Here is a 25,004-nt window from a genome sequence, read left to right on the forward strand (position 1 = left end):
CCGCCGGACGAAAGCGTAAACGCCGTGCTGACCGTCGACTTTTCCCGATTCCCGCTCGCTCCCGGCGACCGCGTACTCGACCTGGGCTGTGGCGCCGGCCGGCACGCCTTCGAGTGTTACCGGCGCGGCGCGCAGGTCGTCGCCCTGGACCGGAACGGCGAGGAGATCCGCGAGGTCGCCAAGTGGTTCGCCGCGATGAAGGAGGCCGGCGAGGCCCCGGCGGGCGCCTCCGCGGTGGCCATGGAGGGCGACGCACTGGCGCTGCCGTTCCCCGACGCGAGCTTCGACGTCGTGATCATCTCCGAGGTGATGGAGCACATCCCGGACGACAAGGGCGTGCTCGCCGAGATGGTCCGGGTGCTGCGCCCCGGCGGCCGGATCGCGGTCACCGTCCCGCGCTACGGCCCGGAGAAGGTCTGCTGGGCGCTCAGCGACGCCTACCACGAGGTCGAGGGCGGCCACATCCGCATCTACCGCGGCGACGAACTCCTGGGCAAGATGCGGGAAGCCGGCCTGGAGCCGTACGGCACCCACCACGCGCACGGGCTGCACAGCCCCTACTGGTGGCTGAAGTGCGCCTTCGGCGTGGACAACGACCAGGCGCTGCCGGTGAAGGCGTACCACAAGCTGCTGGTCTGGGACATCATGAAGAAGCCGCTGGCCACCCGCCTCGCCGAACAGGCCCTCAACCCGCTCATCGGCAAGAGCTTCGTCGCCTACGCCACCAAGCCGCACCTGCCCGAGGCGGAGGCGGAGACGGAGACCGCGCCGGAGACGACGGCCGCCGCCAAGCCGGCCGCCAAGCGCACCCGCACCGCGACCAAGACCGCCGCCAAGCCCGCCACCGCCCGCGGGGCCGCCAAGTGACGAGTCCCGGGCGCACCGAACGGCTCGTCCTGCCGGGGGTGCTCACCGCCGAACAGGCCGCCCGCACGGTCGAGGGCATCCTGGCGACCCAGCGCACGGACGGCGCCATCCCGTGGTTCCGCGGCCACCACCTCGACCCGTGGGACCACACCGAGGCCGCCATGGCACTGGACGCGGCCGGCGAGCACGAGCGCGCCGAGGCCGCCTACGACTGGCTGGTCCGGCACCAGAACCCGGACGGTTCCTGGTACGCCGCCTACGCCGACGGCGACCCGAACGCCCCCACCGACCGCGGCCGGGAGACTAACTTCTGCGCGTACCTGGCGGTCGGGGCCTGGCACCACTACCTGTCCACCGGGGACGAGACCTTCCTGGACCGGATGTGGCCGGCGGTCCACGCGGCGATCGAGTTCGTCCTGGAACTCCAGCAGCCCGGCGGCGAGATCGGCTGGAAACGGGAGGACGACGGCACGCCCGTCCGCGACGCCCTGCTGACCGGCTCGTCCTCCGTCTACCAGGCGCTGCGCTGCGCCCTGGCGATGGCCGAGCAGCGCGAGGAGCCGCAGCCCGACTGGGAACTGGCCGTCGGCCGCCTCGGCCACGCGATACGCCACCACCCCGAGCGGTTCCTCGACAAGTCCCGCTACTCCATGGACTGGTACTACCCGGTGCTGGGCGGCGCGGTGCGCGGCGCGGCGGCCCAGGAGCGGATCGACGCGGACTGGGACCGCTTCGTCGTCCCCGGTCTGGGCGTGCGCTGCGTGGTGCCCAACCCCTGGGTCACCGGCGGCGAGAGCGCGGAACTGGCGCTGGCGCTGTGGGCGATGGGGGAGTCCGACCGGGCCGTGACGATCCTCAAGTGGATCCAGCACCTGCGCGCCGACAACGGCATGTACTGGACCGGCTACGTCTTCGAGGACAAGACGGTCTGGCCGCGGGAGCTGACGTCGTGGACCGCCGGTTCGGTGCTGCTGGCGGTGGCCGCGCTCGGCGGTGACGAGGCCACCACCTCGGTCTTCGGCGGCGAGCGGCTGCCGACCGGGCTGGCGCCGGACTGCTGCCGGTAGTCGCCCCCGGGGACATCCGCCCACCGGCCCGGCGTACGGGCCACCCCCATCTGGCCGTTGCCCGGTGGCGGCCCTCCGGCGGGCGGGTCAGGCTGCGGACGATGTTCCCCAGCCGATCCGAGCCCGCCGGAGGCGCGCCGTGACCGTTCCGCAGCCCCCCGTCCGAGACCGCGCCGCCCTGCGCAGGGGCGTCGTCGCGCTGCTGTTGGCCTGCGCCCTGACCCTGGGCGCCGTCGCCTGCGGCGGTTCGAAGAAGAACGAGGGCGAGGCCGGCGGCTCCCCCAGCCCCACCAGCTCGCTGGAGAAGCAGAAGTTCGCCAAGACCCGCTTCGTGACCAACGCCGGGCTGGCGGCCGGCGCCACCTACCAGTGGATCATCAAGCCGTACAAGGCCGGGGGCTTCAACAAGGGCGCCAAGCACCGCAAGACCGCGCTGGTCAAGGCGGGCCTGGCCGGGGTCTTCACCTACAACCGGCTCAAGGCCGCGGTGCGCAACGCCGAGGGCGACCCGACGCTCTCCAAGGCGCTGGCCCCGCTCAACAGCGGCATCGAATCGCTGAAGAACCTCGGCACCAAGCTCCGCAAGGGCGAGGCCGGCACCGCCGACGTCGACCAGTTCCAGAACGTCATCAACAACGTCAAGGACGTCGGGAAGAAGAACGGCGCCGAGGTGAAGGACCAGGTGCCCACGACGTCCCAACTGGGCGGCTGACGGGGGTGCCGACGGTGGAACTCCTGGGTGGGGCAGGTGTGACGGGGGGAGGTCAGCCGAGGACGGCGGACCGGCGGGCGGTGCGGAAGCCGGCCAGCGGCAGCCGGCCGCACAGTTCCACGACCCGCAACGCGTCGTCCGGGCGGTCGCCGACCCGGGAGGTCGTCCAGCACCACCAGGACACGCCGCCCCTGTTCGGCGAAGGCCGCGAGCACCGACACATACAGACGGGCCCGCTCGGCCTCGTCCGCCGGGACGTGCTCGTCCCGCACGCCCAGTGAGCGCAGCAGACGCCCCAGCGCCGTGTCGGGGGTCACCCGCCGCGCCTCGTCGTAGCCGTGCAGCTCCGCGAAGAGGACCCCGCCGGGGAACCAGCCCCGCGCGCGTGCCGTCGCCGCGGCGTGCACCGCGAGTTCCGTCTTGCCGACCCCGGCCAGACCGGAGATCGAGGCGACCGGGACCGCTCCCGGGCCGACGCCGTCCGGGGCGAGCGACGCCAGAACGGTGCGCAGTTCACCGTCGCGTCCGGTGAACGTGGCGGACGGGGAGGGGAGCCCGGAGAGCGCGGGCACGACCGGCGCGGGCAGTTGGACGGTGACGTGCCGGCCCTGGATCACCGTGTCGAGGAACACCCCGCCGCTCACGCTGTTCCTCGTCGCTCCGGCCCCCACCTCGGCCCCACCCCCCCGTCGGCCCACTTTAGGGTCTCCATGTTCACGGTCCCCCCGCAAATAGGGGGTGGAACCGGGCGACGGCGCACTACTGTGCGGCGTATGTCGCTCCAAGGCTCCCTCACCCACGAGGAATACTGCGCCCAACTGCTCGCGGAGACAGCGAAGTTCCGGGCATCCGTCCGCCACGCCGATCTCTCCGCGACCGTGCCGACCTGTCCCGACTGGACCCTGGCCGACCTCGCCCGGCACGTCGGCGGCGCGCACCGCTGGGCCGGTGAGCTGGTCGCCACCCGCGCCACCGACGTGATCGACCCGACGACGATCCCGGGCGCCGGCGGGCCGGACGACGACACCCCCGAGGCGCTCGACGCCTGGCTGGCGGAGGGCGCCGAGCGCACCGTGGCGGCGCTCCGCGAGGCCGGCCCGGACACCGCCGTCTGGTCCTGGGCGTCGGACCACCGGGCCGGGTTCTGGGCCCGCCGGATGGTCCACGAGACGGTGATCCACCGCGCCGACGCCGCGCTCACCTCCGGCGCCGCCTACGAGGTCCCGCCGGAGGTCGCCGCCGACTGCCTGGACGAGTGGCTGGAACTGTGCGCGCTGCCGACGGCGGCGGAGCGCTGGGCGGACCGCGCCGAGGGCCTGTTCGGACCCGGCCGGACGCTCCACCTGCACGCCACCGACGCCCCGCCCGCCCTGCACGCCGAGTGGGTGCTGGACCTGACGGGCGAGCGGCTCACCCACCGCCGCGCCCACGAGAAGGCCGCGGTCGCCCTCCGCGGCCCGCTCACCGACCTGCTGCTGGCCCTCTACCGCCGGCGTTCCCTCGACGACGACCGCATCGAGGTGCTGGGCGACCGCCCCCTGTTCGACCGCTGGCTGACCTACGCCTCCTTCTCCTGAACCACCGCCCCACCGATGTCGGCCCCAACCCCTCCGGCCCGTCACCGCACCCAACAGCCCCGCGCAGCGGCCCCGCGCCGCAGGCGCACCAGGCGAACCCCCACGGCGGGAACGCCGACGACGTGGGAAGCGGCCCGCCCCTAGGGCGCTTCTGATGGATCTCCGCGGCGTCGCGGCGCCTGGCACGCACTCCCCCACGCCTAAAGGGCGCGGGGGACCCCCATGCGGCGTTGCCGGGATGTCCCCATAGCTCCGCTATGAAGACATCCCGGCGCCTTGCGATCGCACGCACCAGGCGCCGCTCCTTCTTCCACGGAGATCCATCAGAAGCGCCCTAGGCGCTCAGTTCCGCCAGCACCCGCAGCGTCCGCGGGTCGGGGGCGGTCACCAGCAGGTCGGTGACCGGCCCCGCGCGCCACAACTCCAGCCGTTCCGCGATCCGTTCCCGCGGGCCGACCAGCGAGATCTCGTCGGCGAAGGCGTCCGGCACGGCCAGCACCGCCTCGTCCCGGCGGCCTTCGAGGAAGAGCCGCTGGACCCGCCGGGCCTCCTCCTCGAACCCCATCCGCGCCATCAGGTCCGCGTGGAAGTTCTTGGCCGCGTGTCCCATCCCGCCGATGTAGAAGCCGAGCATCGCCTTGACCGGCAGCAGCCCCTCGGCGATGTCGTCGCAGACCATGGCGCGCGCCATGGGGGCGATCAGGAAGCCGTCCGGGGCGCCCGCCAGCGACTTCGTGTAGACCTCGGTGCGGGTGGGCGACCAGTACAGCGGCAGCCAGCCGTCCGCGATCTCGGTGGTCTGGGCGATGTTCCGCGGTCCCTCCGCGCCCAACAGGACCGGCAGGTCGGCCCGTAGGGGGTGGGTGATGGGCTTCAGCGGTTTGCCGAGGCCGGTGCCGTCCGGGCCCTGGTAGGGGTGGGGGTGGAAGGTGCCGTCCGACGCCACCGGGCCCTGCCGGCGCAGCACTTGGCGGATGACGTCCACGTATTCCCGGGTGGCGGTCAGCGGGCTCTTGGGGAACGGCCGCCCGTACCAGCCCTCGACGACCTGCGGCCCGGACAGTCCCAGCCCCAGCAGCATCCGCCCGCCGGAGAGGTGGTCGAGGGTGAGCGCGTGCATCGCGGTGGCGGTGGGGGTGCGGGCGGCCATCTGGGCGATGCCGGTGCCCAGTTTGATCCGGGAGGTGTGCGCGGCGATCCAGGTGAGGGCGGTGAACGCGTCGGAGCCCCACGCCTCCGCGGTCCACACCGAGTCGTAGCCCAGCCGCTCGGCCTCGCGGGCGAGTTCGAGGTGCCGGGGGTCGGGGCCGCGGCCCCAGTAGCCGAGTGCCAGACCGAGTCGCATGACCCGCCTCTCTCCGACGTCCGGTTGCCCGCCCGTAGGTGACGATGCGTCAGTTCGCTGGTCCGCCGCACTGTACGGCGCCGTCGCGGACATGGCAACGGCCCCCCGCCGGAGGGCGAGGGGCCGGGCCGGCCCTTAAGGCCGCGACAGGACCGCGGGGTGCCGGCTGCGTCAGCCGCGCTGGATGCCGGTGGTGTCCTGGAGGATGCCGCGCCGACCGTCCTGGGTCTGCGCGATCAGCGCCGCGCCGCGCTGCTCCACCGCGAGGTACCAGGTGCCGGGCGCCAGTTCGGCGATCGGCGACGGCGAGCCCTCCTCGCTGTAGAGCGGGCGGGCCACCGGCACCGCGAACCAGAACGGGGCGAAGTCCGCCGGGCCGCCGGCCGCCGGGGTGGCACCCGCCGCGCCGCCGGCCGTGGCGCCGGAGTCCCCGGCCGGGGCCTGCTGGCCGCCGTAGCTCTGGCCGGACTGCTGCTGCCCGCCGGGGTAGCCGTAGCCGCCCTGCTGCTGGGCGCCCGGGTAGCCGTAGCCCTGGGTGGCGCCGGCGTTGCCGTACGGGCCGGGGACCTGCGGGCGGGGCGCGCCGACCAGGGCGACCTTCAGCGCCGGGACGAGCGGGGTGGCCACCGCGGCGGCCGCCTGGACCAGCGCGGCGATCAGGCCGAGGATCAGGCCGGCGCCCGCGCCGTGGCTGTCGATGATCGCCCAGAACGCGGTCCAGGCGGCGAACACGGACAGCGCCACTCCGAACTGCCCGAGCTCCAGCCCGGCGACCTTCCGGGGCTGCGGCAGCGCCCGCGCCGTGACGATCAGGCCGGCGGCGATGACGCCGGCCAGGTAGACGCTCATCAGCAGGTGCAGCGATTGCCAGGCGTTCGTGTCGCCGTACGCGTAGAGACTGAGGAACGAGGCGATCAACAGCAGCACCGCTGCTCCGATCACCACGCCGTCGCCTCGACTGAGGGAGCGGATGTTCACGTAAAGGTCCTTTGTCGGTTTCGTGTTCCTGGTCGACTTCGTGAGGGCGTCGACGCTGTCGCTGGCGCGGTGCGAGGCACGGCGATGGTCCCCCATCGTAAAGGGAACCTATCGTCGAATCCTGTGGGCCGCCCCGGGTATCGGTAGGGCCCTCGGCCGGAAGTCCGTTCGGCTGGTCGGGAGTGTGTTCAGCGCGTCAAGAAGTCCGTAATGCCCTCCGTGATCCCCCGGGCCGCTTTCTCCCGCCACTGTGCGTCGGTCAATTGCGCGGCGTCCTTCGGATCGCGCATATTGCCGCACTCGATGAACACCTTCGGCACCGTGGAGAGGTTGAGCCCGCCGAGATCGGAGCGGACGTCGAGCCCGGTCCCGTGGCCGACGTAATTGGAACGTGCACTTCCGGTAACCGCCGCGAACCGGTCGGCCAGCCGCTCGCCCAGCTCCCGCGACGGCCCCACGATCCGTGAGGTGTCGGCCGCGCCGGCGGTGACCCGCGCCGGGAGGATGACGTGGAAGCCGCGGTTGCCGGCGACCGAGCCGTCGGCGTGCACGGAGACCGCGGCGTCGGCGTGCGCCGCGTTCCCCGCCGCCGCCCGCCCGTCCACGCACGGCCCGTACGGCCGGTCGCCGTCCTGGGTGAGGACGACCCGGGCGCCCTCCGCCCGGAGCAGCGCCCGGGCCCGCCGGGCCACGTCCAGCGTGAACTCCGCCTCGGCGTAGCCGTCGTCGGTGGCGGTGCCGGTGGTGTCGCACTCCTTGCGGTCGTTGCCGATGTCGACGGGCCGGGCGATCTCCCGGGTGTGGTCCCGGTTGCGCGGGTTGTGGCCGGGGTCCAGGAGCACGGTCCTGCCCTTGAGGCGCGGACCGCCGGCCGGGGCCGGGGTCGGGTGGTCGGCACCCGCCGTGGGGGCGTCGTCGCCGGCCCCGTCGCCGTCCGCGGACGGCGACCCGGAGGCCGCGCCGCCGGCGGGGAAGAGGCCGCCGCCCGGTGGCCGCCAGAGCAGCCAGCCGCCGACCCCGACGGCCACCACCACCGCCAACACGATCAGCAGGGGGCCGCGTGAGCGGCGGGTCGGGGGGAAAGCGCTGCCGTTCGACACCTGCGCGATGGTAGCCGCCTCAGATTTTGGCCCCCGTGCGCCGCAGGACGCGCAGCGAACGGTGGACGGAAACCTCGGTGAACGCGCCGGACTCCAGGGCCCGGCGGTAGATGCGGTACGGGGCCTGGCCGCCGTCCGCCGGATCCGGGAAGACGTCGTGGATCACCAGCAGCCCGCCCTCCGCGACCCGCGGGGCCCAGCCCTCGTAGTCCGCGGTGGCGTGCTCGTCGGTGTGGCCGCCGTCGATGAAGACCAGGCCGGCCGGCGCCTGCCACAGGGCCGCGATCTGCGGCGAACGGCCCACCAGGGCGATCACCCGGTCCTCCAGGCCCGCGGCGTGCAGGGTGCGGCGGAAGGCGGGCAGGGTGTCCATCCGGCCGACGACCGGATCGACCACCTCCGGATCGTGGTACTCCCAGCCCGGCTGCTGCTCCTCGCTGCCCCGGTGGTGGTCCACGGTGACGGCCATCACGCCGGCGGCGCGCGCCGCCTCGGCCAGCAGCAGCGTGGAACGGCCGCAGTAGCTGCCGATCTCCACCAGCGGCAGCCCCAGCGCCGCCGCCTCGCCGGCCGCCGCGTACAGGGCGAGCCCCTCGTCCACCGGCATGAAGCCCTTCGCCGCCTCGAACGCGACGAGGATCTCCGGCCGGGGGGCGGTCGGGGCCGTGGGAGCGGTCATGGGCTTCCTCCTGGTGGGACGGGGTGTGTACGGGGAACGGGCCGCGCGCATCGGGCCGTGCGGATCGTGCCGTAGGGATCGTGCCGTACGGCGGGTGCGATATCGGAACGGGGGTTCGTTTTCCCGGTTCCCGGTTCCCGGTTCCCGGTTCCCGGTTCCCGGTTCCCGGTTCCGGGTTCCCGGTTCTGGGTTCTGGGTTCTGGGTTCTGGGGTCCGGCCCGGCGGTTCCGGCTTCCGGTTTGCCGGTTCCCGGGTGCCGGTGTGTCCGGGGCGCCCGCCGGGGGCCTTCTCCTGTCCCCGCCGCTTCCGCGGTCGTCCGTTCCCAATAGCGGACGGCGGTTCCCGGCATCCGTGAATTCCGTGCATTCCGGCGTCCGCGGAACGGAAGGAACGCACACCGGAACACGCACCGGAACACGCACCGGAACGCACACCGGAACGCGCATCGGCACGGGTGGCGGGACCGGATCGGGAAGGAAAGCCGGCGGCGTCCCGAAACGGTGCGGGATAAAGGCGCGCGGATAAACCGCCGTGCGGAGCGGGCGCGGGGAATGGCGAGCGGGCCGCACGAATTCGCCGTGCGTTTCCGGTCCGTGCCGGAGGCGGTCGATTCCCGTCGGCCGTCGGGGGCGCCGCGCCGGGGCGGTGGCGCGCCTGTGCCGCGTCACGCCGCGCCGCTGCGGCCCGGCACCCACCGCTCGGCTGACCTTCCGTCAGATTGAAACGTGTTCTACTCTGCCCGCCATGGGGATCGGAATCACGCAGGACCATCGTGACCTCGCGGAGGCGGCGCGTGGCTGGGCCGCACGCGCCGTACCGCCCGAAGACGTGCGCAAGCTGCTCGACGCCCCGCCCGCACGGACCGGCCGCCCCGCCCACTGGGACGGGCTCGCCGCACAGGGGCTCCTCGGCCTCCACCTCCCGGAGGCCGACGGCGGGGGCGGCGGCGATCTGCTCGACCTCGCCGTCGTCCTGGAGGAGTTCGGCCGCGCCGCGCTGCCCGGCCCCTACCTGCCCACCGTTCTCGCCGCCGCACTGCTGCACCGCGGCGGCGCGCCCCGGCACCTCGTCCGGGCGCTGGCCACCGGCGAGCGGATCGCCGCCGTCGCCCTCGGCAGCGGCTCCCTCACCGCGGTCGAAGGAGCCGACGGCCACCTCCTCGACGGCACCGCGCCGCCCGTCCTGGCCGGCGGCGACGCCGACCTGATCGTGCTGGCCGCGGAGGCCGCGACCGGGACGGTGTGGCTGGCGGTGGACGCCGCCGACCTCGCCGTCCGCGTCCACGACAGCGCCGACCCGACCAGGCCGACCGCCGAGGTCCGCGCGGACGGGGCGACGGTGTCCGCCGACCGGCGGCTGACGCTCGACGGCGCGCTGGTCCGGGACCTCGCCGGGGTGCTGCTCGCCGCGGAAGGCTGCGGAACCGCCGCCTGGGCGCTGCGCACCGCCGCCGAACACGCCGCCGTCCGCGAGCAGTTCGGTCGCCCGATCGGCCAGTTCCAGGGGGTCAAGCACCTCTGCGCCGAGATGCTCGTCCGCTGCGAGCAGGCCCGTGCCCTGGTCTGGGACGCGGCCCGGGCCGACGGCGCACCGCCCGAGGTGCGCGGTCTGGTCGCCGCGCTGGCCACCGCGGCCGCCCTGGACGCCGCCGTCGGCTGCGCCAAGGACTGCATCCAGATCCTCGGCGGCATCGGCTTCACCTGGGAGCACGACGCCCATCTCCACCTGCGCCGTGCCATCACCGCCCGCCAGCTGCTCGGCGGCGGCGACGCCCACCGGCTGCGCGCCGCCCGGTATGCCGCGGACGGCGCCCGCCGCGCACTGCGGCTGGAACTCCCCGCCGAAGCCGAGGAGTTCCGGGACCGGGCGCGCGCCGCCCTCGCCCCGGTGCGCGACCGGACGCGCCACCTCGGCGGCTCCGCCGCGGAACCCGCCGCCCGCCGCGCCCTGGCCCCCACCGGATACGCCGCACCGCATCTGCCCGCCCCGTACGGACTGGGCGCGGGCCCGGTCGAACAGCTCGCCATCCAGCAGGAGATGGCCGCCGCCGGCGTCCGGATCGGTGAACTGGGTATCGCCACCTGGGTGGTGCCCGCGCTCCTCGCGCACGGCACGGCCGCCCAACAGGAGCGGTACCTGCCGCCGACGCTCCGCGGCGACCTGCTGTGGTGCCAGCTCTTCTCCGAGCCGGAGGCCGGTTCGGACCTGGCGTCGCTGCGCACCCGCGCGGAGCGGACCGCGGACGGCGGCTGGCGGATCAACGGCCAGAAGGTGTGGACCTCGGCGGCGCGGACCGCCGACCACGGCATCCTGCTCGCCCGCACCGACCCGGACGCGCCCAAGCACCGCGGCCTGACCTTCTTCGTCATCGACATGTCGACACCCGGCATCGACGTCCGGCCTCTGAGGGAGATCACCGGCGACGCCCTCTTCAACGAGGTCTACTTCGACGACGTGCTGCTGCCGGCGGACGCGGTGGTCGGCGCGGTCGACGACGGCTGGCGGGTCGCCCGCACCACCCTCGGCAACGAACGCGTCCACATGGCCGACCAGATGGCCTTCGACACCGGCCTGGAGGCGCTCGTCGCCCGCACCGCCGAACTGGACGGCGCGGTCCGCGCCCGGGTCGGGGCGCTGGTCGCCGAGGCGCACGCGCTCGGCTGCATCGGACTGCGCACCACGCTCCAGCGGGTGTCGGGCCTGGAGCCGGGCGCCGGCGCCAGCATCCGCAAGCTGGTGCAGACCGCCCACCAGCAGAAGGTCGCAGAGCTGGCCCTGGAAGTCCTCGGCCCGGCCGGCGCGGTCCGCGAGGGCCCCGGCGCCCCCGCGCTGCACGGCTTCCTCATGTCGCGCTGCCTGACCATCGCCGGCGGCACGACCCAGGTGCAGCTCAACGTCGTCGCGGAACGCCTCCTCGGCCTGCCCCGCGACCCCGAACCCCGCCCCCTCATCTGACCTGCATCCGTATCCGTCATCTGGCCCAGGAGGATCCGCATGGCCGGCACGGCGTACATCATCGGCGTCGGGATGACCCGGTTCGAGAAACCGGAGACCCGCGACTGGCAGTACTGGGACATGGCGAAGGAGGCGGGCGGCGCGGCGCTCGCCGACGCCGGCATCGGCTACGACGTGGTCGAGCAGGTGCCGGTCGGCTACTGCTACCAGGCGTCCACGGCCGGCCAGCGCGCCGTCTACGAACTGGGACTCACCGGCGTCCCCGTCTACAACGTCAACAACAACTGCGCCACCGGGTCCACCGCGCTGATGATGGCCCGTCAGTTCGTCGCTTCGGGCCTCAACGACTGCGTCCTGGCGCTGGGCTTCGAGAAGATGAAGCGCGGCGCGCTGGGCGCCGGCGCGGAGGGTGACTTCTCGTCCTCGCCGGTCGCCCGGCACTACGGGGTGATGGCCGCGGCCCACGGCTTCGAGATGACCCCGCCCACCGCACAGATCTTCGGCAACGCGGCCCGCGAACACATGGCGCGCCACGGGACGACCGCCGAGCAGCTGGCCATGGTCGGCGCCAAGAATCACCGGCACTCCGCGCACAACCCGTACGCCCAGTTCCGGGACGTGTACACCGTCGAGGAGATCCTCGCCGCCCGCACCGTGCACCGCCCGCTCACCAAGCTCCAGTGCTCGCCGACCTCCGACGGCGCCGCGGCGGCGGTGGTCGTCTCGGAGCGCTTCGTCCGCGCGCACGGGCTGGCGGAGCGCGCGGTGGAGATCGCCGGGCAGGCCATGACCACGGACACCGAGGAGAGCTTCGCCGCCGGCTCCTGCATCGACGTGGTGGGCGCGCCGATGAGCCGGGCCGCGGCCCGCCGCGCCTACGAGGCCAGCGGTCTGGGCATCGAGGACGTCGACGTGATCGAGCTGCACGACTGCTTCTCGATCAACGAGCTGCTGACCTACGAGGCGCTGGGTATGTGCGCGGAGGGCGAGTCGGGGAAGCTGGTCGCCGACGGTGCCACGACCTACGGCGGGCGCTGGGTGGTCAACCCGTCCGGCGGGCTGATCTCCAAGGGGCATCCGCTGGGCGCGACCGGGCTGGCCCAGGCGGCCGAGCTGGTCTGGCAGCTGCGTGGCACGGCCGGCGAGCGCCAGGTCCCCGGCGCCCGCGTCGGCCTCGCCCACAACATCGGCCTGGGCGGCGCGGCGGTGGTGACCCTGCTGCGCACGTGACGACGGTGAGGGGCGGCATCGCGCGTTAACCACCGCCCGTAGGCGGGTAGTTGGTTCCCCGGGGGCCCACCCGACCCCTAGGGGACCCCCGCCCCCGCCCCCTAAGGCCCGCCCGCCCCGCCCGCCCCGGCCCTACGCCTCCGGCCCTAGGCCCGAGCGGCCGGCGAATGCACCGATATCCCGATGCGGGAGGCGAGCGTCGGGTGCGAGCATGGTCCGCATGCCCCCGATAGCCACCTCCTCCACGCTGTCCGCGTCCGTGCGCCGGAGGGCCGCGCCGGCCTGGCTGGTGATGCTGCTGGTCTGCGCCGGACAGTTCCTGGTCGTGCTGGACGTCTCCGTCGTGAACGTGGCACTGCCCGCCATGCGTTCCGGGCTGGGCCTGTCCGAGCTGGGCCTGCAGTGGATCGTCAACGCCTACGTGATCACCTTCGCGGGCTTCATGCTGCTCGGTGGCCGGGCCGCCGACATCTTCGGCCGCAAGCGGATCTTCCTCGTCGGGCTGGCGCTGTTCACCATCGCGAGCGCGGCCGGCGGGGTCGCCCGGGAGCCCTGGCAGCTGATCGCCGCCCGCACCATCCAGGGCGTGGGGGCCGCGGTGCTCTCCCCGGCCACCCTCACCATCCTGACCACGTCGTTCCCGGCCGGCCCGGCCCGTACGCGGGCCATCGCGACGTGGACGGCGGTCGGCGCGGGCGGTGGCGCGGTGGGCGGCCTGGTCGGCGGGGTGCTGACCGAGTACCTGTCGTGGCGGTGGGTGCTGCTGATCAACGTCCCGGTGGGCGCGCTGGTGTTGGCCGGTGCCGCGCTGTGGCTCACCGAGAGCCGGCAGGGCGCCGCGCGGCGGCTGGACGTGCCCGGTGCGCTGCTGGTCACCGGCGGGCTCGGCCTGGTGGCGTACGGCATCGTGCAGACCGAGACGCACGGCTGGGGGTCGGCTTCGGCGCTGCTGCCGCTGGTCGCGGGGCTGGTGGTGGTCGCGGTCTTCGTCGCCGTCGAGGCGCGTACCAAGGCGCCGTTGATGCCGCTGGGGCTGTTCCGGCTGCGGTCGGTCTCCTCGGCCAACGCGGCGATGGTGCTGTCCGGCGCCGCGATGTTCTCCATGTGGTACTTCCTGTCCCTCTACACGCAGAACGTCCTGTCCTACACGCCGCTGCAGGCCGGTCTCTCCTTCATCCCGCACTCGCTGTGCATCGTGCTGGGGTCGAAGACCGCGCCCCGGCTGATGCACCGGCTCGGCGCCAAGACGCTGGCGGTCGGCGGGGCGGTGCTCTCGCTGGCCGGGATGGCGTGGCAGAGCACGATGGCGGTCGACGGGACGTATCTCGGGTCGATCCTCGGCCCGGGCGTGCTGATGGCGCTGGGCGCCGGGCTGACCGCGACGCCGATCGCCGCCATCGCCACCTCCGGTGCCGACCCGGACGACCAGGGGCTGGTCTCCGGCCTGATCAACACCTCGCGGCAGATGGGCGGCGCGCTGGGCCTGTCGGTGCTCTCCACCGTCGCGGCCTCCCGGATCGCCTCGGGCTCCGGCCGCGCGGCGCTGGCGAGCGGCTACGGCACGGCCTTCCTGGTCGGCGCGGCGGTGCTGGCCGGCAGCATCGCGCTGATGCTCCTCGCGCTGCCGCGGCGGCGCAGCGACACCGCGCACGGCTGAGCGGGGCGCCCCGGCCGCGGCCGGGGCGCCCCGCCGGTCCCGCGCTACAGCCAGCCGTTGCGCCGGGCCGCCCGTACCGCCTCGATGCGGTTGCGGGCGCCGGTCTTGCCGATGGCGGCCGAGAGGTAGTTGCGGACCGTGGCCTGCGAAAGGTGCAACTTGGCGGCGATGTCGGAGACCGTCGCGCCGTCCACGGCGGCGGTGAGGACATCGCGCTCGCGCGGGGTCAGCGGGTTGGGGCCGGCGCTCAGGGCCGCGGCGGCCAGGCCGGGGTCGATCACCCGCTCACCGGCCAGCACCCGGCGGATCGCCGCCGCCAGGTCCTCCACCGGCCCGTCCTTCACCAGGAAGCCGGACGCCCCGGCCTCCATGGCGCGGCGCAGATAGCCGGGCCGCCCGAACGTGGTCACAATCAGCACCTTGCACGAGGGCAGCGCGTCGCGCAGGTCGGCGGCGGCGTCCAGGCCGCTGCGCCCGGGGAGTTCGATGTCCAGGAGCGCGACGTCCGGGCGGGTCTCCAGCGCGGACGCGACGATCTGGTCGCCCGCCGGGACCTGCGCCACCACCTCCATGTCGTCCTCGAGGCCGAGCAGCAGCGCCAGCGCGCCCATCATCATCCGCTGGTCCTCGGCCAGCAGCAGCCTGATCACCTGGACAGTTCCTCCGTATCCGCCAGATCGCCCGCGCCCACCGGGAGTTCGGCGGTGACGCGGAAGCCGCGCGGCCCGTCGGGGCCGCTGCGCAGTGTGCCGCCCGCCGCGGCCAGCCGCTCGGTCAGCCCCTTCAGGCCCGTGCCGCCCACCGGCCCGGTGGTGGCGTCGGGCGGTGCGAGGGCCCCGGCGGCCTCGTCCGCGGAGGACGCACCGGAGCTTACGGGAGCGCGGCCGTCGTCCGTGATCGTCAACCGCACCCGGTCGTCGTCCGCGTGCACCGTGATCTCGCAGCGGGTGGCGCCGCTGTGCCGGACGGCGTTGGTGACGCCCTCGCGGACCACCCAGCCCAGCAGCGCCGCAGCCTGCGGCGGCAGCGGCGGCCCGGACTGCCGCACCACCGGCTCGATCCCGGCGCCGTCCAACGCCGAACGGGCCCGGTCCAGTTCGGTCGCCAGGCTGCCCTGGCGGTAGCCGGTGACCGCCTCGCGCACCTCGGTCAGCGCCTGCCGGCCCACCGCCTCGATGTCGGCGGCCTGGGCCAGCGCCGCTTCGAGGTCGCGCGGCGCCAGCCGGCGGACCGCCTCGGCCTTGACCACCACCACGGACAGGGTGTGGCCCAGCAGGTCGTGCAGGTCGCGGGAGAACCGCAGCCGCTCCTTCTCCACCGCGCTGCGGGCCAGTTCCTGGCGGGTGGCGCGCAGTTCCTGGACGGTGTCGAAGAGGCTGAGGACGGTGGACGTCACCATCCCGGACAGGAACGTGCCGTAGCCGATGCCGAACGCGCCCGCGGCGCCCGCGTCCGACCAGCCGGACAGGATGCCGGCCGATCCGCTGAGCGTGATCAGCCAGATCGCGAGCGGCTTGCCGCGCAGCGCCCGCACCGTGCCGGAGGCCAGCGACAGCAGGGGGAAGAACAGGAACCAGTTGCCGCCGAAGCCGAGCGCGATGGCGACGGTGACGGCGGTCAGCGCGGCCAGGGCGTAGACCGGGTAGCGGGTGTCGCGCAGCCGGGGGCTGAAGGCGGCGAAGACGACGGTGAGATAGAGGGAGTTGAAGGCGAGGAGCCCGGCGCCGGCCAGCCAGGGGTTGCCGGACCTGCCCTGGATGATGTTGGAGAACGCGCCCAGTCCCATCAGCAGCCAGGGCAGGAAGGCGCCCCGGCCGGGGCCCCTGGGCTCGCGCTCGTCCGGCCGCTTCGACGCCGGGCCCGGCCGCTGTTCCGGCCCGCAGTCGGGCGCGCCGTCCCGCTCCCGCCGTCGTCCTGTCCGCATCATGTCGTTCCTCGCCTCATACCGTGCTCTCCCCTGCTCGTGGCGCCGACGGCATCCGCCGCCCCGCCGCCGCTCGTGCCGCTCGTGCCGCTCGTCACAGCGTCCGCGCGGCCCGGCGGTAGGCGTACACCGCGTAACCGCCGAAGAGTGCCAGCCAGGCGGCCGGTATCGCCACCGTGGTCGGTCCCGGTGCGCCGCCCTGGGCAGTCCGGCCAGCGCTTCGGTCCGCGCGCCGGCGAGGTCGAAGGAGACCCGTGCGCTGCCGGCCCGTCGCTTGATCCCCGCCCCGCTGCCGTCGGCCGCGATCCGGCCGCGGTCCCTCCAGCCCGTCCACGGCCCGCACCGCGCCGTAGCTCCGGGTGACGCCGGTGAACGCCACCGCGGCGCCCGCCCGGCCCGCGGCCGGTGCCGCGCCGGGCCCCCGCACCCTGCTCGCCGTCCCTGTCACATCTGCCTCCCCGTGGTGCCGACGCAGCTCCGCGCGCCGGTGGTCGGTGCCGTCCGGCCGCGAGAGGTCCGCGCCGTACGGGTGGGGCGACCTCGTCACCCACTGCCTCAGACGTTACGGAGAGTCGCCGTCGCGGCGGCAGATGCGAATGTGGGGGAAGGGCCCTGACAAATGTCATGGGTCGGTGGGCCGAACGGTGCGGTCGGGGGCCGAAAGGCGGGGCGGGGCGCGGCCGGACGAGGTCGTGGGCGGGCGGCGGCCACCGTCATCTGACATGCCGTCAGGGGTCTTCCGGGTCTCGCCCGTATCGGCTATACATGACTGCCATCGGCTAGAACGCGTTCTAGAAGTGCAGTGCGCCGGGTGCCGGCGGAGTGCGCCGAGGAGCGCGGGCCCGCCGACCCGATACGACCCCGGCGCGGCCGACGGTGCGGACGGCCGGGCCGGGGTCTCACGCCGTGGTGAAGGAGCAAGCAGCCCCATGCCCATCGACGCCGCCAAGGCCACCTCCGCCGAGCCGCGGACCACCGAACTCGCCTGGGACCACAAGGACGTCCAGCTCTACCACCTCGGCATCGGCGCCGGTGCGGCCACCCCGGAGCGGCCGCACGCCGCCACCGACCCCGACGAACTCCGCTACACCCTGGAGAGCGCGCTGCACGTGCTCCCCAGCTTCGCCACCGTCGCCGGCGGCGGCATGGCGCTGGCCGGCGGACTCTCCGCGCCCGGCATCGACGTCGACCTGGCGGCCGTCCTGCACGGCGGGCAGACCGTCACCGTGCACCGCGCCCTCCCCGTGAACGGCCGCGCCACCCAGACCTCCACCGTCCCGGCCGTCTACGACAAGGGCAAGGCGGCCGTGATCGTGCTGCGCTCCGAAGTGGCCGACGACGACGGGCCGTTGTGGACCTGCGACACCCGGATCTTCGTCCGCGGCGAGGGCGGCTTCGGCGGCGAGCGGGGCCCCTCGGTCCGCGGCGAACTGCCCGACCGGGCACCCGACCTGACCACCGAACGCCTGGTCCGCGCGGACCAGGCGCTGCTGTACCGCCTCTCCGGCGACTGGAACCCGCTGCACGCCGACCCCGAGTTCGCCGCGCTCGCCGGGTTCGACCGGCCGATCCTGCACGGCCTGTGCTCGTACGGCGTGACGCTCAAGGCGGTGGTGGACACCGCGCTGGACGGGGACGTCTCCCGGGTGCGGTCGTACACCACACGGTTCGCGGGGGTGGTGTTCCCGGGGGAGACGCTGCGGATCCGCATGTGGCGGGAGCCGGCGGAGGCGGGCGCGGGCGGTCGCATCCGGGTCTCGGTCACCGCGGCCGAGCGGGACGACGCGCCGGTACTGGCGGACACGGTGGTCGAGCACGGCACGACAGGCCCGTCCGGCGCTTGAAGGCGAGCGGCCGTCAGGCCGCGACAGCCCCGACGGCCGGCCCGTCGGGGGCGGAACGTCGTACGTACGAGAGGAGCCGCTCGGATGCGCGCAGCCGTACAGCACGAGACGGGACGGGACAAGCTGGAGGTGCTCGACGACGTCGAGGCGGTGGGGTTCGGCCCCGGCCGGGTCAGGATCCGGATCCGGGCCACCGGACTGTGCCACTCCGACCTCTCGGCGATGAGCGGGGTGCTGCCGCAGCCCGCGCCCTTCGTCCCCGGGCACGAGGGGGCCGGGGAGATCCTCGACGTCGGCGACGGGGTCACCGGCCTGAAGGCGGGCGACCGGGTCCTGATGTGCTGGCTGCCCGCCTGCGGCAGCTGCCCGTCCTGCAAACGCGGTCAGACCCACCTCTGCCTGGCCGGGTTCATGAACGCCGGCACCCCCAACTTCAAGCGCCCCGGCGGCGACGTGTTCGGCTTCGCCGGCACCGGCACCTTCGCCGAGGAGGTGGTGGTCGCCGCCAACTGCGCGGTCCCGATCCCGGACGACGTGCCCTACGAGATCGCCGCCCTGATCGGCTGCGGGGTCACCACCGGGCTCGGCGCGGCCTTCAACACCGCGAAGGTGGAGGCCGGTTCCTCGGTCGCGGTGATCGGCTGCGGCGGCGTGGGCATCTCCGTCATCCAGGGGGCGCGGGCCTGCGGCGCCGCTCAGATCACCGCCGTCGACCCGGTGGCGGCCCGCCGCGAGGCCGCCCTCCGGTTCGGCGCCACCGAGGCCGTCGCCCCCGAGGAACTCGCCGGCGCCAAGGCCCGGATCACCGGCGGCGAGGGCTTCGACTACGTCTTCGAAGTCGTCGGCAGGTCCGCCACCGCCCGCACCGCGTACGAGACGACCCGGCGCGGCGGCACCCTCTGCGTGGTCGGCGCGGGCGCGATGGACGACACCTTCCAGGTCAACATGTTCGAGCTGTTCTTCGACGAGAAGCGGATCCTGCCGTCGCTGTACGGGGGCGGGGACGTGCTGCGCTCCTACGAGCGGGCCATCGCCCTGTGGCGGGCCGGCCGGATCGACCTCGAAGGGCTGATCACCCACCGGGTCCGGCTGGACGGCATCAACGACGCCCTGGACCAGATGCGTTCGGGCACCGCGCTGCGTACCTGCATCGAGATCTGAAGCGGCCATCCGCACGGCGCGCCGAGGCCGCGCGGAACCGCACGGGAAGCACAGGAGAGGACACGCATGGCACAGCCACTGGAGGGCCTGACCGCGATCGTCACCGGTGCCGGCCGCGGACTGGGCCGGGCCGAGGCCCTGGAACTCGCCCGTCTCGGCGCCCGGGTCGTCGTCAACGACTTCGGCCAGCCCGGTCGGGACGGGTCGGGCGCGGCCTCGGCCGCTCCCGCCCAGGAGGTCGTCGAGGCGATCCGCGCGGCCGGCGGACAGGCCGTCGCCCACACCGGCGACGTCGCCGACCACCAACAGGCCGGGGCACTCGTCCAGTTGGCGATCGACACCTACGGCCGGCTGGACATCCTGGTCAACAACGCGGGCATCCTGCGGGACCGTATGGTGTTCTCGATGACCGAGGACGAGTGGGACTCGGTCATCCGGGTCCACCTCAAGGGCCACTTCAACACCACCCATTTCGCCGCCGCGCACTGGCGCGCCCGCTCCAAGGAGGCCGGCGGACCGGTCTTCGGCCGGATCGTCAACACCTCCTCCGAGGCGTTCCTGGCCGGCTCCGCGGGCCAGCCCAACTACGCCGCGGCCAAGGGCGGCATCGTCGGCCTGACCACGTCCACGGCGCTGGCGCTGGCCAAGTACGGCGTGACCGCCAACGCCATCTGCCCGCGCGCCCGCACCCGGATGACCGAGGACGTCTTCGCCGGCGTTCCGGCCCGTCAGGGGGGCGCGGGCCCCGAGGACGGCCGGCCCGACCCGCTCGCGCCCGAGCACGTCGCGCCGCTCGTCGGCTATCTCGCCTCGCCGGCCGCCGCCGGGGTCAACGGCCAACTGCTGGTCGTCCACGGCGGCATGGTCGCGATCGCCGAACGCCCGCGGATCGCCGCGAAGTTCGACACCGCAAAGGAGATCTTCAGCTACGAGGAGCTGGACGGCCTGCTCACCCCGTACTACGCCGAGCGCCCGGCGCACGAGACCTTCGCGGCGGCCGAGGTGCTGGGCCTCAAGCACGACTGACGGCCGCCCGGCCGGACGGCGTCCGGGTGCACAACGGCCGTGGCCGCCGCCCGCGTTCGCGGTGCGGCGGCCACGGCCTGCGGCGTCGGTCGCTCAGAAGGTCTGGATCTGGTGGTCCCGGCGGTGCCGCCCGTGCGCGGTGTCCTGCGCTTCCTCGGTGGCGGCGGCCGGACCGCGGTGCCTGCCGGAGCCTGCGGCCTCGGCGGCTGCCTCGTGCGGGCGCGCCTGGGTCGTTTCGGTCTGGGCTTCGGACATGAAAAGAGTCACTCCGTCGGATCGCTTACAGCTGTACGCGTCGGGACCTCCCCGGCTCCCGCCGGGAAGCGACCCGTGCGGTGCCGTCGGTGGCCGGGTCAACCGGCTGCACAGCCCCCGCCCGGAATACTAACGGGGCGGGTTTTGGCACTCCACTGGGACTCCCGGGCCGCGAGAGGCGCCTGTTGCAGGGGAACTGGCCTGCACATCCGGGGATGTGGGGGAAGATCGAGCGGTTCCGCGTCGAGGGGCTTCGGTTGTGGAGATGCTGTGGAGTCGACGACGTTATCGCCGGTTTCCAGGACAATTTCCCCGCCGTCCGGCGGCCCCGGATCGGGCGGAACCGCGACCTCCGGAAGCTTTGCGTCCGCAACGCCGCCTGTCGGACCGATGGCCTCCGGGCCCTCCCGGTCCTCCGGGCCCTCCCGGTCCTCCGGGCCCTCCCGGTCCTCCGGGCCCTCCCGGTCCTCCCGCGCCGCCACGTGGGCCCCCTCTGCCGGAGCCTCCTCCGCCGGACTCCCCGTCCCCGCGACCGGCTCCAACGGCCCCAGCGGCACCGCCATCCGCGCCACCCCGCACGACACCGCCGCCGTCGTGTAGGGGAGCAGCAGTTCGCCGTCCGGCGTCCACCGACCGCTGCCCGCCAACCAGCCCTCCGGGGCCGGGAACTGCCGCAACTGCCGCTCCGAGGGCCGCCACACGCCCAGCCGGGTCCCGGCCGGGCCGTCGAGCCGGAACGCCACCGCGCAACTCTCCGGCTGCAGCGCCCGCCCCGGCTGGATCGCGAACGGCGTCACCGCCATGTCGGGCGCCCGCAGGCACTCCGGAAAGCGCACCGGCAGGCTGCTGCCCAGGACGCCCCAGCCCAGCCGGTCGTGCCCGGGGGCGTCCGAGCGGACCAGCAGCAGCCCGCTGTCCGGGTCGGCGAGCAGCAGCCGGTCGTCGCTCTCCTCGGTGATCTGCAGCAGCGGGCTGACCTCCGCGTCGCGGGCCAGGTCGAGCAGTACGGTCTTGGTGCGGCCGGCCACCTCCCGGTCCACCGCCAGCAGGCGCCCGTCGTGGTCCAGCCAGACGCCGCCGGTGCAGCGGCCCGGCACCACGGCGACCCGCTCCGGTCCCCCCGTCCCGCCGTGCACCCGCCACAGCGCGGTGCTCTCGGCGCCGGGCGCCAGCGCGTAGCCGAGCGTCCCGCCGGGGGCGGGCGGCAGCAGGGACAGGGCCTGCGCCGCCACCGCGCCGACCAGCACCTCCTGGGTCCCGGGCCCGGTGGGGGAGAGCAGGGAGACGGTGAAGCGGTCGGCGACCCGGCGGACGATCACCACCCGGCCGTCCGCGAGCGGCAGCAGGGCGCTGTCCGGCTCCTCGGGCTGGCTGCCGGCCAGCGGGACCGCGTACGGCTCCGGACCGCCGATCGTCCAGCGCTCCGGATACCAGCTCCCGGCCGCGTCGTCGTGACGGGCGAGCCGGGCGGCGTACGAGCCGTCGGCGGCGAGGGTCAGCACCGCGCGAGGCGGGCTGTCGAGCGCCGAGGCGTCCTCACTGGCACAGATCGTCATCAGGTGCCACCTCCAGTGGAGGGACGTTAGTTTTCGCACTTCCGGCCGATCAACGGCAGTTGCCGGTCTTCACGCATAAGGGTGGCGGTTGTCCGATTCGCCGGTGTGGGGAGGGGTGGGTGTGCTTCGCGATTCAAGGATGCTTAAAGTTAGGCGGACCTAAGTTGTCGGCGGATGGTCCGGGATGTCCCGGTCCGCCCGGCGGCGCCCGCCTTCGACCTGGAGTGTTCGTGATGCCCCTTCGCCGCCGCGGCGCCGCCGCCATAGCCCTCGCCGCCGCCGGGGCGCTCGCACTCGCCGGCTGCGGCTCGTCCGGCGCGGACGGCGGCAGCGACCGCGGCGCCGGTTCGAAGTCCGTGGCCCAGGGCGGCAAGGACTTCGGCTCGGCCGCCGACCAGACCGCGAAGATGGGCACCGACGCCGAGCCGGGCCGGTTCCCCCGCACCGTCCGGCACGCCATGGGCACCACCACCCTCCCGTCCGCGCCCAAGCGCGTGGTCGTCCTCGACGTCGGCGAACTCGACAACGTCGTCTCGCTCGGCATCAAGCCGGTCGGCTACGCGCCCACCGAGGGCGACGCCGCCCTCCCGGACTACCTCGCCAAGGACGCCGGCCACCCCAAGAGTGTCGGCACCATCAACGGCCTCAACCTGGAGGCCATCAACGCCCTCAAGCCCGACCTCATCCTGGGCAGCAAGCTGCGCGCCGAGAAGCAGTACCAGCAGCTCAGCAAGATCGCGCCGACCGTCTTCTCGATCCGCCCCGGCTTCACCTGGAAGCAGAACTACCTGCTCAACGCCGCGGCCCTGGACAGGACCGCGCAGGCCAAGAGCGCCCTCGCCGCCTACGAGGCCAAGGCCGAGAAGCTCGGCGCGGACATCGGCCCGAAGAAGCCGACCGTGACGATGCTGCGCTACATGCCGCAGTTCACCCGCCTCTACGCCCAGCGCTCCTTCATCGGCACCATCCTGAAGGACGTCGGTCTGCCCCGCCCCAAGAACCAGCAGGTCGACGACCTCGCCACCGAGGTCAGCCCGGAGAACATCAACCAGGCCGACGCCGACTGGATCTTCACCGGCGTCTACGGCGACCCCAAGTCCACCAAGCGCGACACCGCCGAGCAGAACCCGCTGTGGAAGAACCTCAAGGCGGTCAAGGACGGCCACGCCGAGAACGTCAAGGACGAGACCTGGTACCTCGGCCTCGGCGTCACCGCGGCCAACAGCGTCCTGGACGATCTGCGCGGCTTCCTCGTGAAGTAGCGGCCTCGTCGAGCAGCGGCCCTGGAGCAGCGACCCGTGCACCTCGTCGCGCCGCCGTACCGGCGGATCACGGCCACGGCGCCCGGATCGGCGGCCGGAATCCTTCGCCCGGAGGTGCCGGCGGTCCCCGCGCGGACCGCGGCCCGGCGCGCGGGCGCGGGGGAGAGGTAACCTTCCCCCCGTGCCCGCACTGTCTGAAGTCCTCGCCGCGCTCGACGTCCTCTGGCCCCCCGAGCGGGCCGAGGGATGGGACGCCGTCGGCACCGTCTGCGGCGACCTCGACGCCGAGGTCGGCCGGGTGCTGTTCGCCGTCGACCCGGTCCAGGAGGTCGTCGACGAGGCCGTGCGGCTCGGCGCGGACCTCCTCGTCACCCATCACCCGCTCTACCTGCGCGGGACGACGACGGTCGCGGCGTCCACCTTCAAGGGCAAGGTCGTGCACACGCTCATCAAGCACGACATCGCCCTGCACGTCGCGCACACCAACGCCGACACCGCCGACCCCGGCGTCTCCGACGCCCTGGCCGGCGCCCTGGACCTGCGGATCCTGCGCCCCCTGGTGCCGGACGCGAGCGACCCGGCCGGCCGTCGCGGCCTGGGCCGGATCTGCGAACTCCCGCACCCGATGACGCTCGCCGAGCTGACCGCGTACGCCGCCGCCCGCCTGCCCGCCACCGCGCAGGGCATCCGGGCGGCCGGCGACCCGGACCGCGAGATCCGCACCCTGGCGGTCTCCGGCGGCTCCGGCGACAGCCTCTTCGACGACGTACGGGCGGCCGGCGTGGACGCGTTCCTCACCGCCGACCTGCGGCACCACCCGGCCTCCGAGGCCACGCAGACCACCGGGCGGAACAGCCCGCTGGCGCTGCTGGACGCGGCCCACTGGGCCACCGAATGGCCGTGGTGCGAGCAGGCCGCGGCCCAACTCGACGCGGTCTCCGACCGGCACGGCTGGGGACTGCGCACGCACGTCTCCCGCACGGTCACCGACCCCTGGACCGCCCACGCGGCGTCCGCCCCGCTCACCAGCCCCCTTGACCATTCGCACACCACAGGAGCCCCCCGCTGAACGCCGCGCCCGCCGACCAGATCCGTCTCCTGGACGTCCAGAACCTCGACGTCCGGCTCACCCAGCTCGCGCACCGGCGCAAGAACCTCCCCGAGCTGGCCGAGCTGCAGACCCTGGAGGCCGACCTCACCCAGCAGCGCGATCTGCTCGTCGCCGCGCAGACCGAGGAGAGCGACACCAGCCGCGAGCAGACCAAGGCGGAGCAGGACGTCGACCAGGTCCGCCAGCGCGCCGCCCGCGACCAGAAGCGCCTCGACTCCGGCGCCGTGACCTCCCCCAAGGACCTGGAGAGCCTCCAGCGCGAACTGACCTCGCTGGCCAAGCGCCAGGGCGACCTGGAGGACGTCGTCCTGGAGGTCATGGAGCGCCGTGAGGGCGCCCAGGAGCGGGTCCGCGAGCTGACCTCCCGGGTCGAGGCCATCCAGGCCAAGGTCGACGACGCCACCGCCCGCCGGGACGCCGCCCACGCCGAGATCGACGCCGAGGTCGCCACGGTCAACAAGGAGCGCGAGCTGACCGTCGCCGACATCCCCGAGGCGCTGGTCACGCTCTACGACCGCATCCGCACCAAGCAGGGCGGCATCGGCGCCGCCCGCCTCTACCAGCGCCGTTGCGAGGGCTGCCGGTTGGAGCTGGACATCACCGAGCTGAACGACGTCCGGGCGGCCGCCGCCGACACCGTCGTCCGGTGCGAGAACTGCAGCCGCATCCTGGTCCGCACGCCCGACTCGGGGCTGTAG

Annotated in this window: 23 protein-coding genes; 13 read left to right on the top strand and 10 right to left on the bottom strand. The window is 74.1% G+C overall.

Annotated elements, in window-relative coordinates; genetic code table 11:
• The first annotated feature begins 24 nt into the window (after positions 1-24).
• The 3 genes from SNOUR_RS27505 (at position 25) to SNOUR_RS27515 (ending at position 2,646) form a co-directional block, all read left to right on the top strand.
• The gene (locus tag SNOUR_RS27505; protein WP_067352128.1) at positions 25-867 is read left to right on the top strand and encodes a class I SAM-dependent methyltransferase; all 843 of its coding nucleotides are present in this window, start codon (positions 25-27) and stop codon (positions 865-867) included.
• Positions 864-1,934 carry a prenyltransferase/squalene oxidase repeat-containing protein gene (locus tag SNOUR_RS27510; RefSeq protein ID WP_067352131.1) on the top strand — a complete coding sequence of 357 codons (1,071 nt, stop codon included), beginning with the start codon at positions 864-866 and terminating at the stop codon, positions 1,932-1,934. The genes SNOUR_RS27505 and SNOUR_RS27510 overlap by 4 nt, the downstream gene beginning before the upstream one ends.
• Positions 1,935-2,073: 139 nt before the next feature.
• Positions 2,074-2,646, top strand: a complete 573-nt coding sequence (locus SNOUR_RS27515) for a hypothetical protein (RefSeq protein ID WP_079142920.1) — start codon at positions 2,074-2,076, stop codon at positions 2,644-2,646.
• Positions 2,647-2,698: 52 nt separating this feature from the next.
• Here the strand turns inward: SNOUR_RS27515 and SNOUR_RS48500 are convergent, their stop codons facing one another.
• Complete coding sequence (locus SNOUR_RS48500; RefSeq protein WP_312633913.1) at positions 2,699-2,830, bottom strand: hypothetical protein; 132 nt, start codon at positions 2,828-2,830, stop codon at positions 2,699-2,701.
• A gap of 589 nt (positions 2,831-3,419) precedes the next feature.
• Between SNOUR_RS48500 and SNOUR_RS27520 the strand changes: the two genes are divergently transcribed.
• On the top strand, positions 3,420-4,223 hold the full coding sequence (locus tag SNOUR_RS27520) for a maleylpyruvate isomerase family mycothiol-dependent enzyme (protein ID WP_067352134.1): 804 nt from the start codon (positions 3,420-3,422) through the stop codon (positions 4,221-4,223).
• A 334-nt stretch (positions 4,224-4,557) separates the two neighbouring features.
• Here SNOUR_RS27520 and SNOUR_RS27525 read toward each other — a convergent pair whose 3' ends face one another.
• From SNOUR_RS27525 to SNOUR_RS27540, 4 genes are all read right to left on the bottom strand, one after another.
• Positions 4,558-5,568, bottom strand: coding sequence for an LLM class F420-dependent oxidoreductase (locus SNOUR_RS27525; protein ID WP_067352136.1), 1,011 nt, complete (start codon positions 5,566-5,568; stop codon positions 4,558-4,560).
• Positions 5,569-5,739: 171 nt separating this feature from the next.
• On the bottom strand, positions 5,740-6,546 hold the full coding sequence (locus tag SNOUR_RS27530; protein ID WP_067352139.1) for a DUF5336 domain-containing protein: 807 nt from the start codon (positions 6,544-6,546) through the stop codon (positions 5,740-5,742).
• Between the two features lie 188 nt (positions 6,547-6,734).
• Positions 6,735-7,646 (bottom strand): N-acetylmuramoyl-L-alanine amidase, encoded by a 912-nt coding sequence (locus SNOUR_RS27535; RefSeq protein WP_067352141.1) that lies wholly within the window; start codon positions 7,644-7,646, stop codon positions 6,735-6,737.
• Positions 7,647-7,665: 19 nt separating this feature from the next.
• Positions 7,666-8,325, bottom strand: coding sequence for a class I SAM-dependent methyltransferase (locus tag SNOUR_RS27540; protein WP_067352143.1), 660 nt, complete (start codon positions 8,323-8,325; stop codon positions 7,666-7,668).
• 744 nt (positions 8,326-9,069) lie between these two features.
• Between SNOUR_RS27540 and SNOUR_RS27545 the strand changes: the two genes are divergently transcribed.
• The 3 genes from SNOUR_RS27545 to SNOUR_RS27555 all read left to right on the top strand — a co-directional run bounded on the left by SNOUR_RS27545 (position 9,070) and on the right by SNOUR_RS27555 (position 14,167).
• Positions 9,070-11,280 (top strand): acyl-CoA dehydrogenase family protein, encoded by a 2,211-nt coding sequence (locus SNOUR_RS27545; RefSeq protein ID WP_067352145.1) that lies wholly within the window; start codon positions 9,070-9,072, stop codon positions 11,278-11,280.
• 39 nt (positions 11,281-11,319) lie between these two features.
• Positions 11,320-12,510, top strand: coding sequence for a lipid-transfer protein (locus SNOUR_RS27550; protein ID WP_067352148.1), 1,191 nt, complete (start codon positions 11,320-11,322; stop codon positions 12,508-12,510).
• Positions 12,511-12,721: 211 nt separating this feature from the next.
• Positions 12,722-14,167 carry an MFS transporter gene (locus SNOUR_RS27555; RefSeq protein ID WP_174717902.1) on the top strand — a complete coding sequence of 482 codons (1,446 nt, stop codon included), beginning with the start codon at positions 12,722-12,724 and terminating at the stop codon, positions 14,165-14,167.
• Positions 14,168-14,211: 44 nt separating this feature from the next.
• Here SNOUR_RS27555 and SNOUR_RS27560 read toward each other — a convergent pair whose 3' ends face one another.
• The 3 genes from SNOUR_RS27560 to SNOUR_RS48505 all read right to left on the bottom strand — a co-directional run bounded on the left by SNOUR_RS27560 (position 14,212) and on the right by SNOUR_RS48505 (position 16,638).
• Positions 14,212-14,817 (bottom strand): response regulator transcription factor, encoded by a 606-nt coding sequence (locus SNOUR_RS27560; protein ID WP_039637015.1) that lies wholly within the window; start codon positions 14,815-14,817, stop codon positions 14,212-14,214.
• Entirely contained in the window at positions 14,814-16,094 is a 1,281-nt protein-coding gene (locus SNOUR_RS27565) for a sensor histidine kinase (RefSeq protein ID WP_067352150.1), read from the bottom strand. The genes SNOUR_RS27560 and SNOUR_RS27565 overlap by 4 nt, the downstream gene beginning before the upstream one ends.
• Positions 16,095-16,185: 91 nt before the next feature.
• On the bottom strand, positions 16,186-16,638 hold the full coding sequence (locus SNOUR_RS48505) for a hypothetical protein (RefSeq protein WP_312633921.1): 453 nt from the start codon (positions 16,636-16,638) through the stop codon (positions 16,186-16,188).
• 382 nt (positions 16,639-17,020) lie between these two features.
• Between SNOUR_RS48505 and chsH3 the strand changes: the two genes are divergently transcribed.
• The 3 genes from chsH3 (at position 17,021) to SNOUR_RS27580 (ending at position 20,122) form a co-directional block, all read left to right on the top strand.
• The gene (gene chsH3 / locus SNOUR_RS27570) at positions 17,021-17,935 is read left to right on the top strand and encodes an enoyl-CoA hydratase ChsH3 (protein WP_067352153.1); all 915 of its coding nucleotides are present in this window, start codon (positions 17,021-17,023) and stop codon (positions 17,933-17,935) included.
• 84 nt (positions 17,936-18,019) lie between these two features.
• Entirely contained in the window at positions 18,020-19,096 is a 1,077-nt protein-coding gene (locus tag SNOUR_RS27575; RefSeq protein WP_067352156.1) for a Zn-dependent alcohol dehydrogenase, read from the top strand.
• Positions 19,097-19,162: 66 nt separating this feature from the next.
• Positions 19,163-20,122 carry a 3-oxoacyl-ACP reductase gene (locus SNOUR_RS27580; protein ID WP_067352158.1) on the top strand — a complete coding sequence of 320 codons (960 nt, stop codon included), beginning with the start codon at positions 19,163-19,165 and terminating at the stop codon, positions 20,120-20,122.
• Between the two features lie 93 nt (positions 20,123-20,215).
• Here the strand turns inward: SNOUR_RS27580 and SNOUR_RS47265 are convergent, their stop codons facing one another.
• Both SNOUR_RS47265 and SNOUR_RS47615 read right to left on the bottom strand, forming a co-directional pair.
• Positions 20,216-20,377, bottom strand: a complete 162-nt coding sequence (locus tag SNOUR_RS47265; RefSeq protein WP_167739073.1) for a hypothetical protein — start codon at positions 20,375-20,377, stop codon at positions 20,216-20,218.
• 98 nt (positions 20,378-20,475) lie between these two features.
• Entirely contained in the window at positions 20,476-21,933 is a 1,458-nt protein-coding gene (locus SNOUR_RS47615; protein WP_067352160.1) for a hypothetical protein, read from the bottom strand.
• A 233-nt stretch (positions 21,934-22,166) separates the two neighbouring features.
• Here SNOUR_RS47615 and SNOUR_RS27590 point away from each other — a divergent pair, with 233 nt between their 5' ends.
• The 3 genes from SNOUR_RS27590 (at position 22,167) to SNOUR_RS27600 (ending at position 25,004) form a co-directional block, all read left to right on the top strand.
• Positions 22,167-23,195 (top strand): ABC transporter substrate-binding protein, encoded by a 1,029-nt coding sequence (locus tag SNOUR_RS27590; protein ID WP_067352162.1) that lies wholly within the window; start codon positions 22,167-22,169, stop codon positions 23,193-23,195.
• 181 nt (positions 23,196-23,376) lie between these two features.
• Complete coding sequence (locus tag SNOUR_RS27595) at positions 23,377-24,264, top strand: Nif3-like dinuclear metal center hexameric protein (RefSeq protein WP_067352165.1); 888 nt, start codon at positions 23,377-23,379, stop codon at positions 24,262-24,264.
• Entirely contained in the window at positions 24,261-25,004 is a 744-nt protein-coding gene (locus SNOUR_RS27600; protein WP_079142923.1) for a zinc ribbon domain-containing protein, read from the top strand. Before SNOUR_RS27595 ends, SNOUR_RS27600 begins: the two co-directional genes overlap by 4 nt.

This window comes from Streptomyces noursei ATCC 11455, assembly GCF_001704275.1.
Classification (GTDB): Bacteria; Actinomycetota; Actinomycetes; order Streptomycetales; family Streptomycetaceae; genus Streptomyces; species Streptomyces noursei.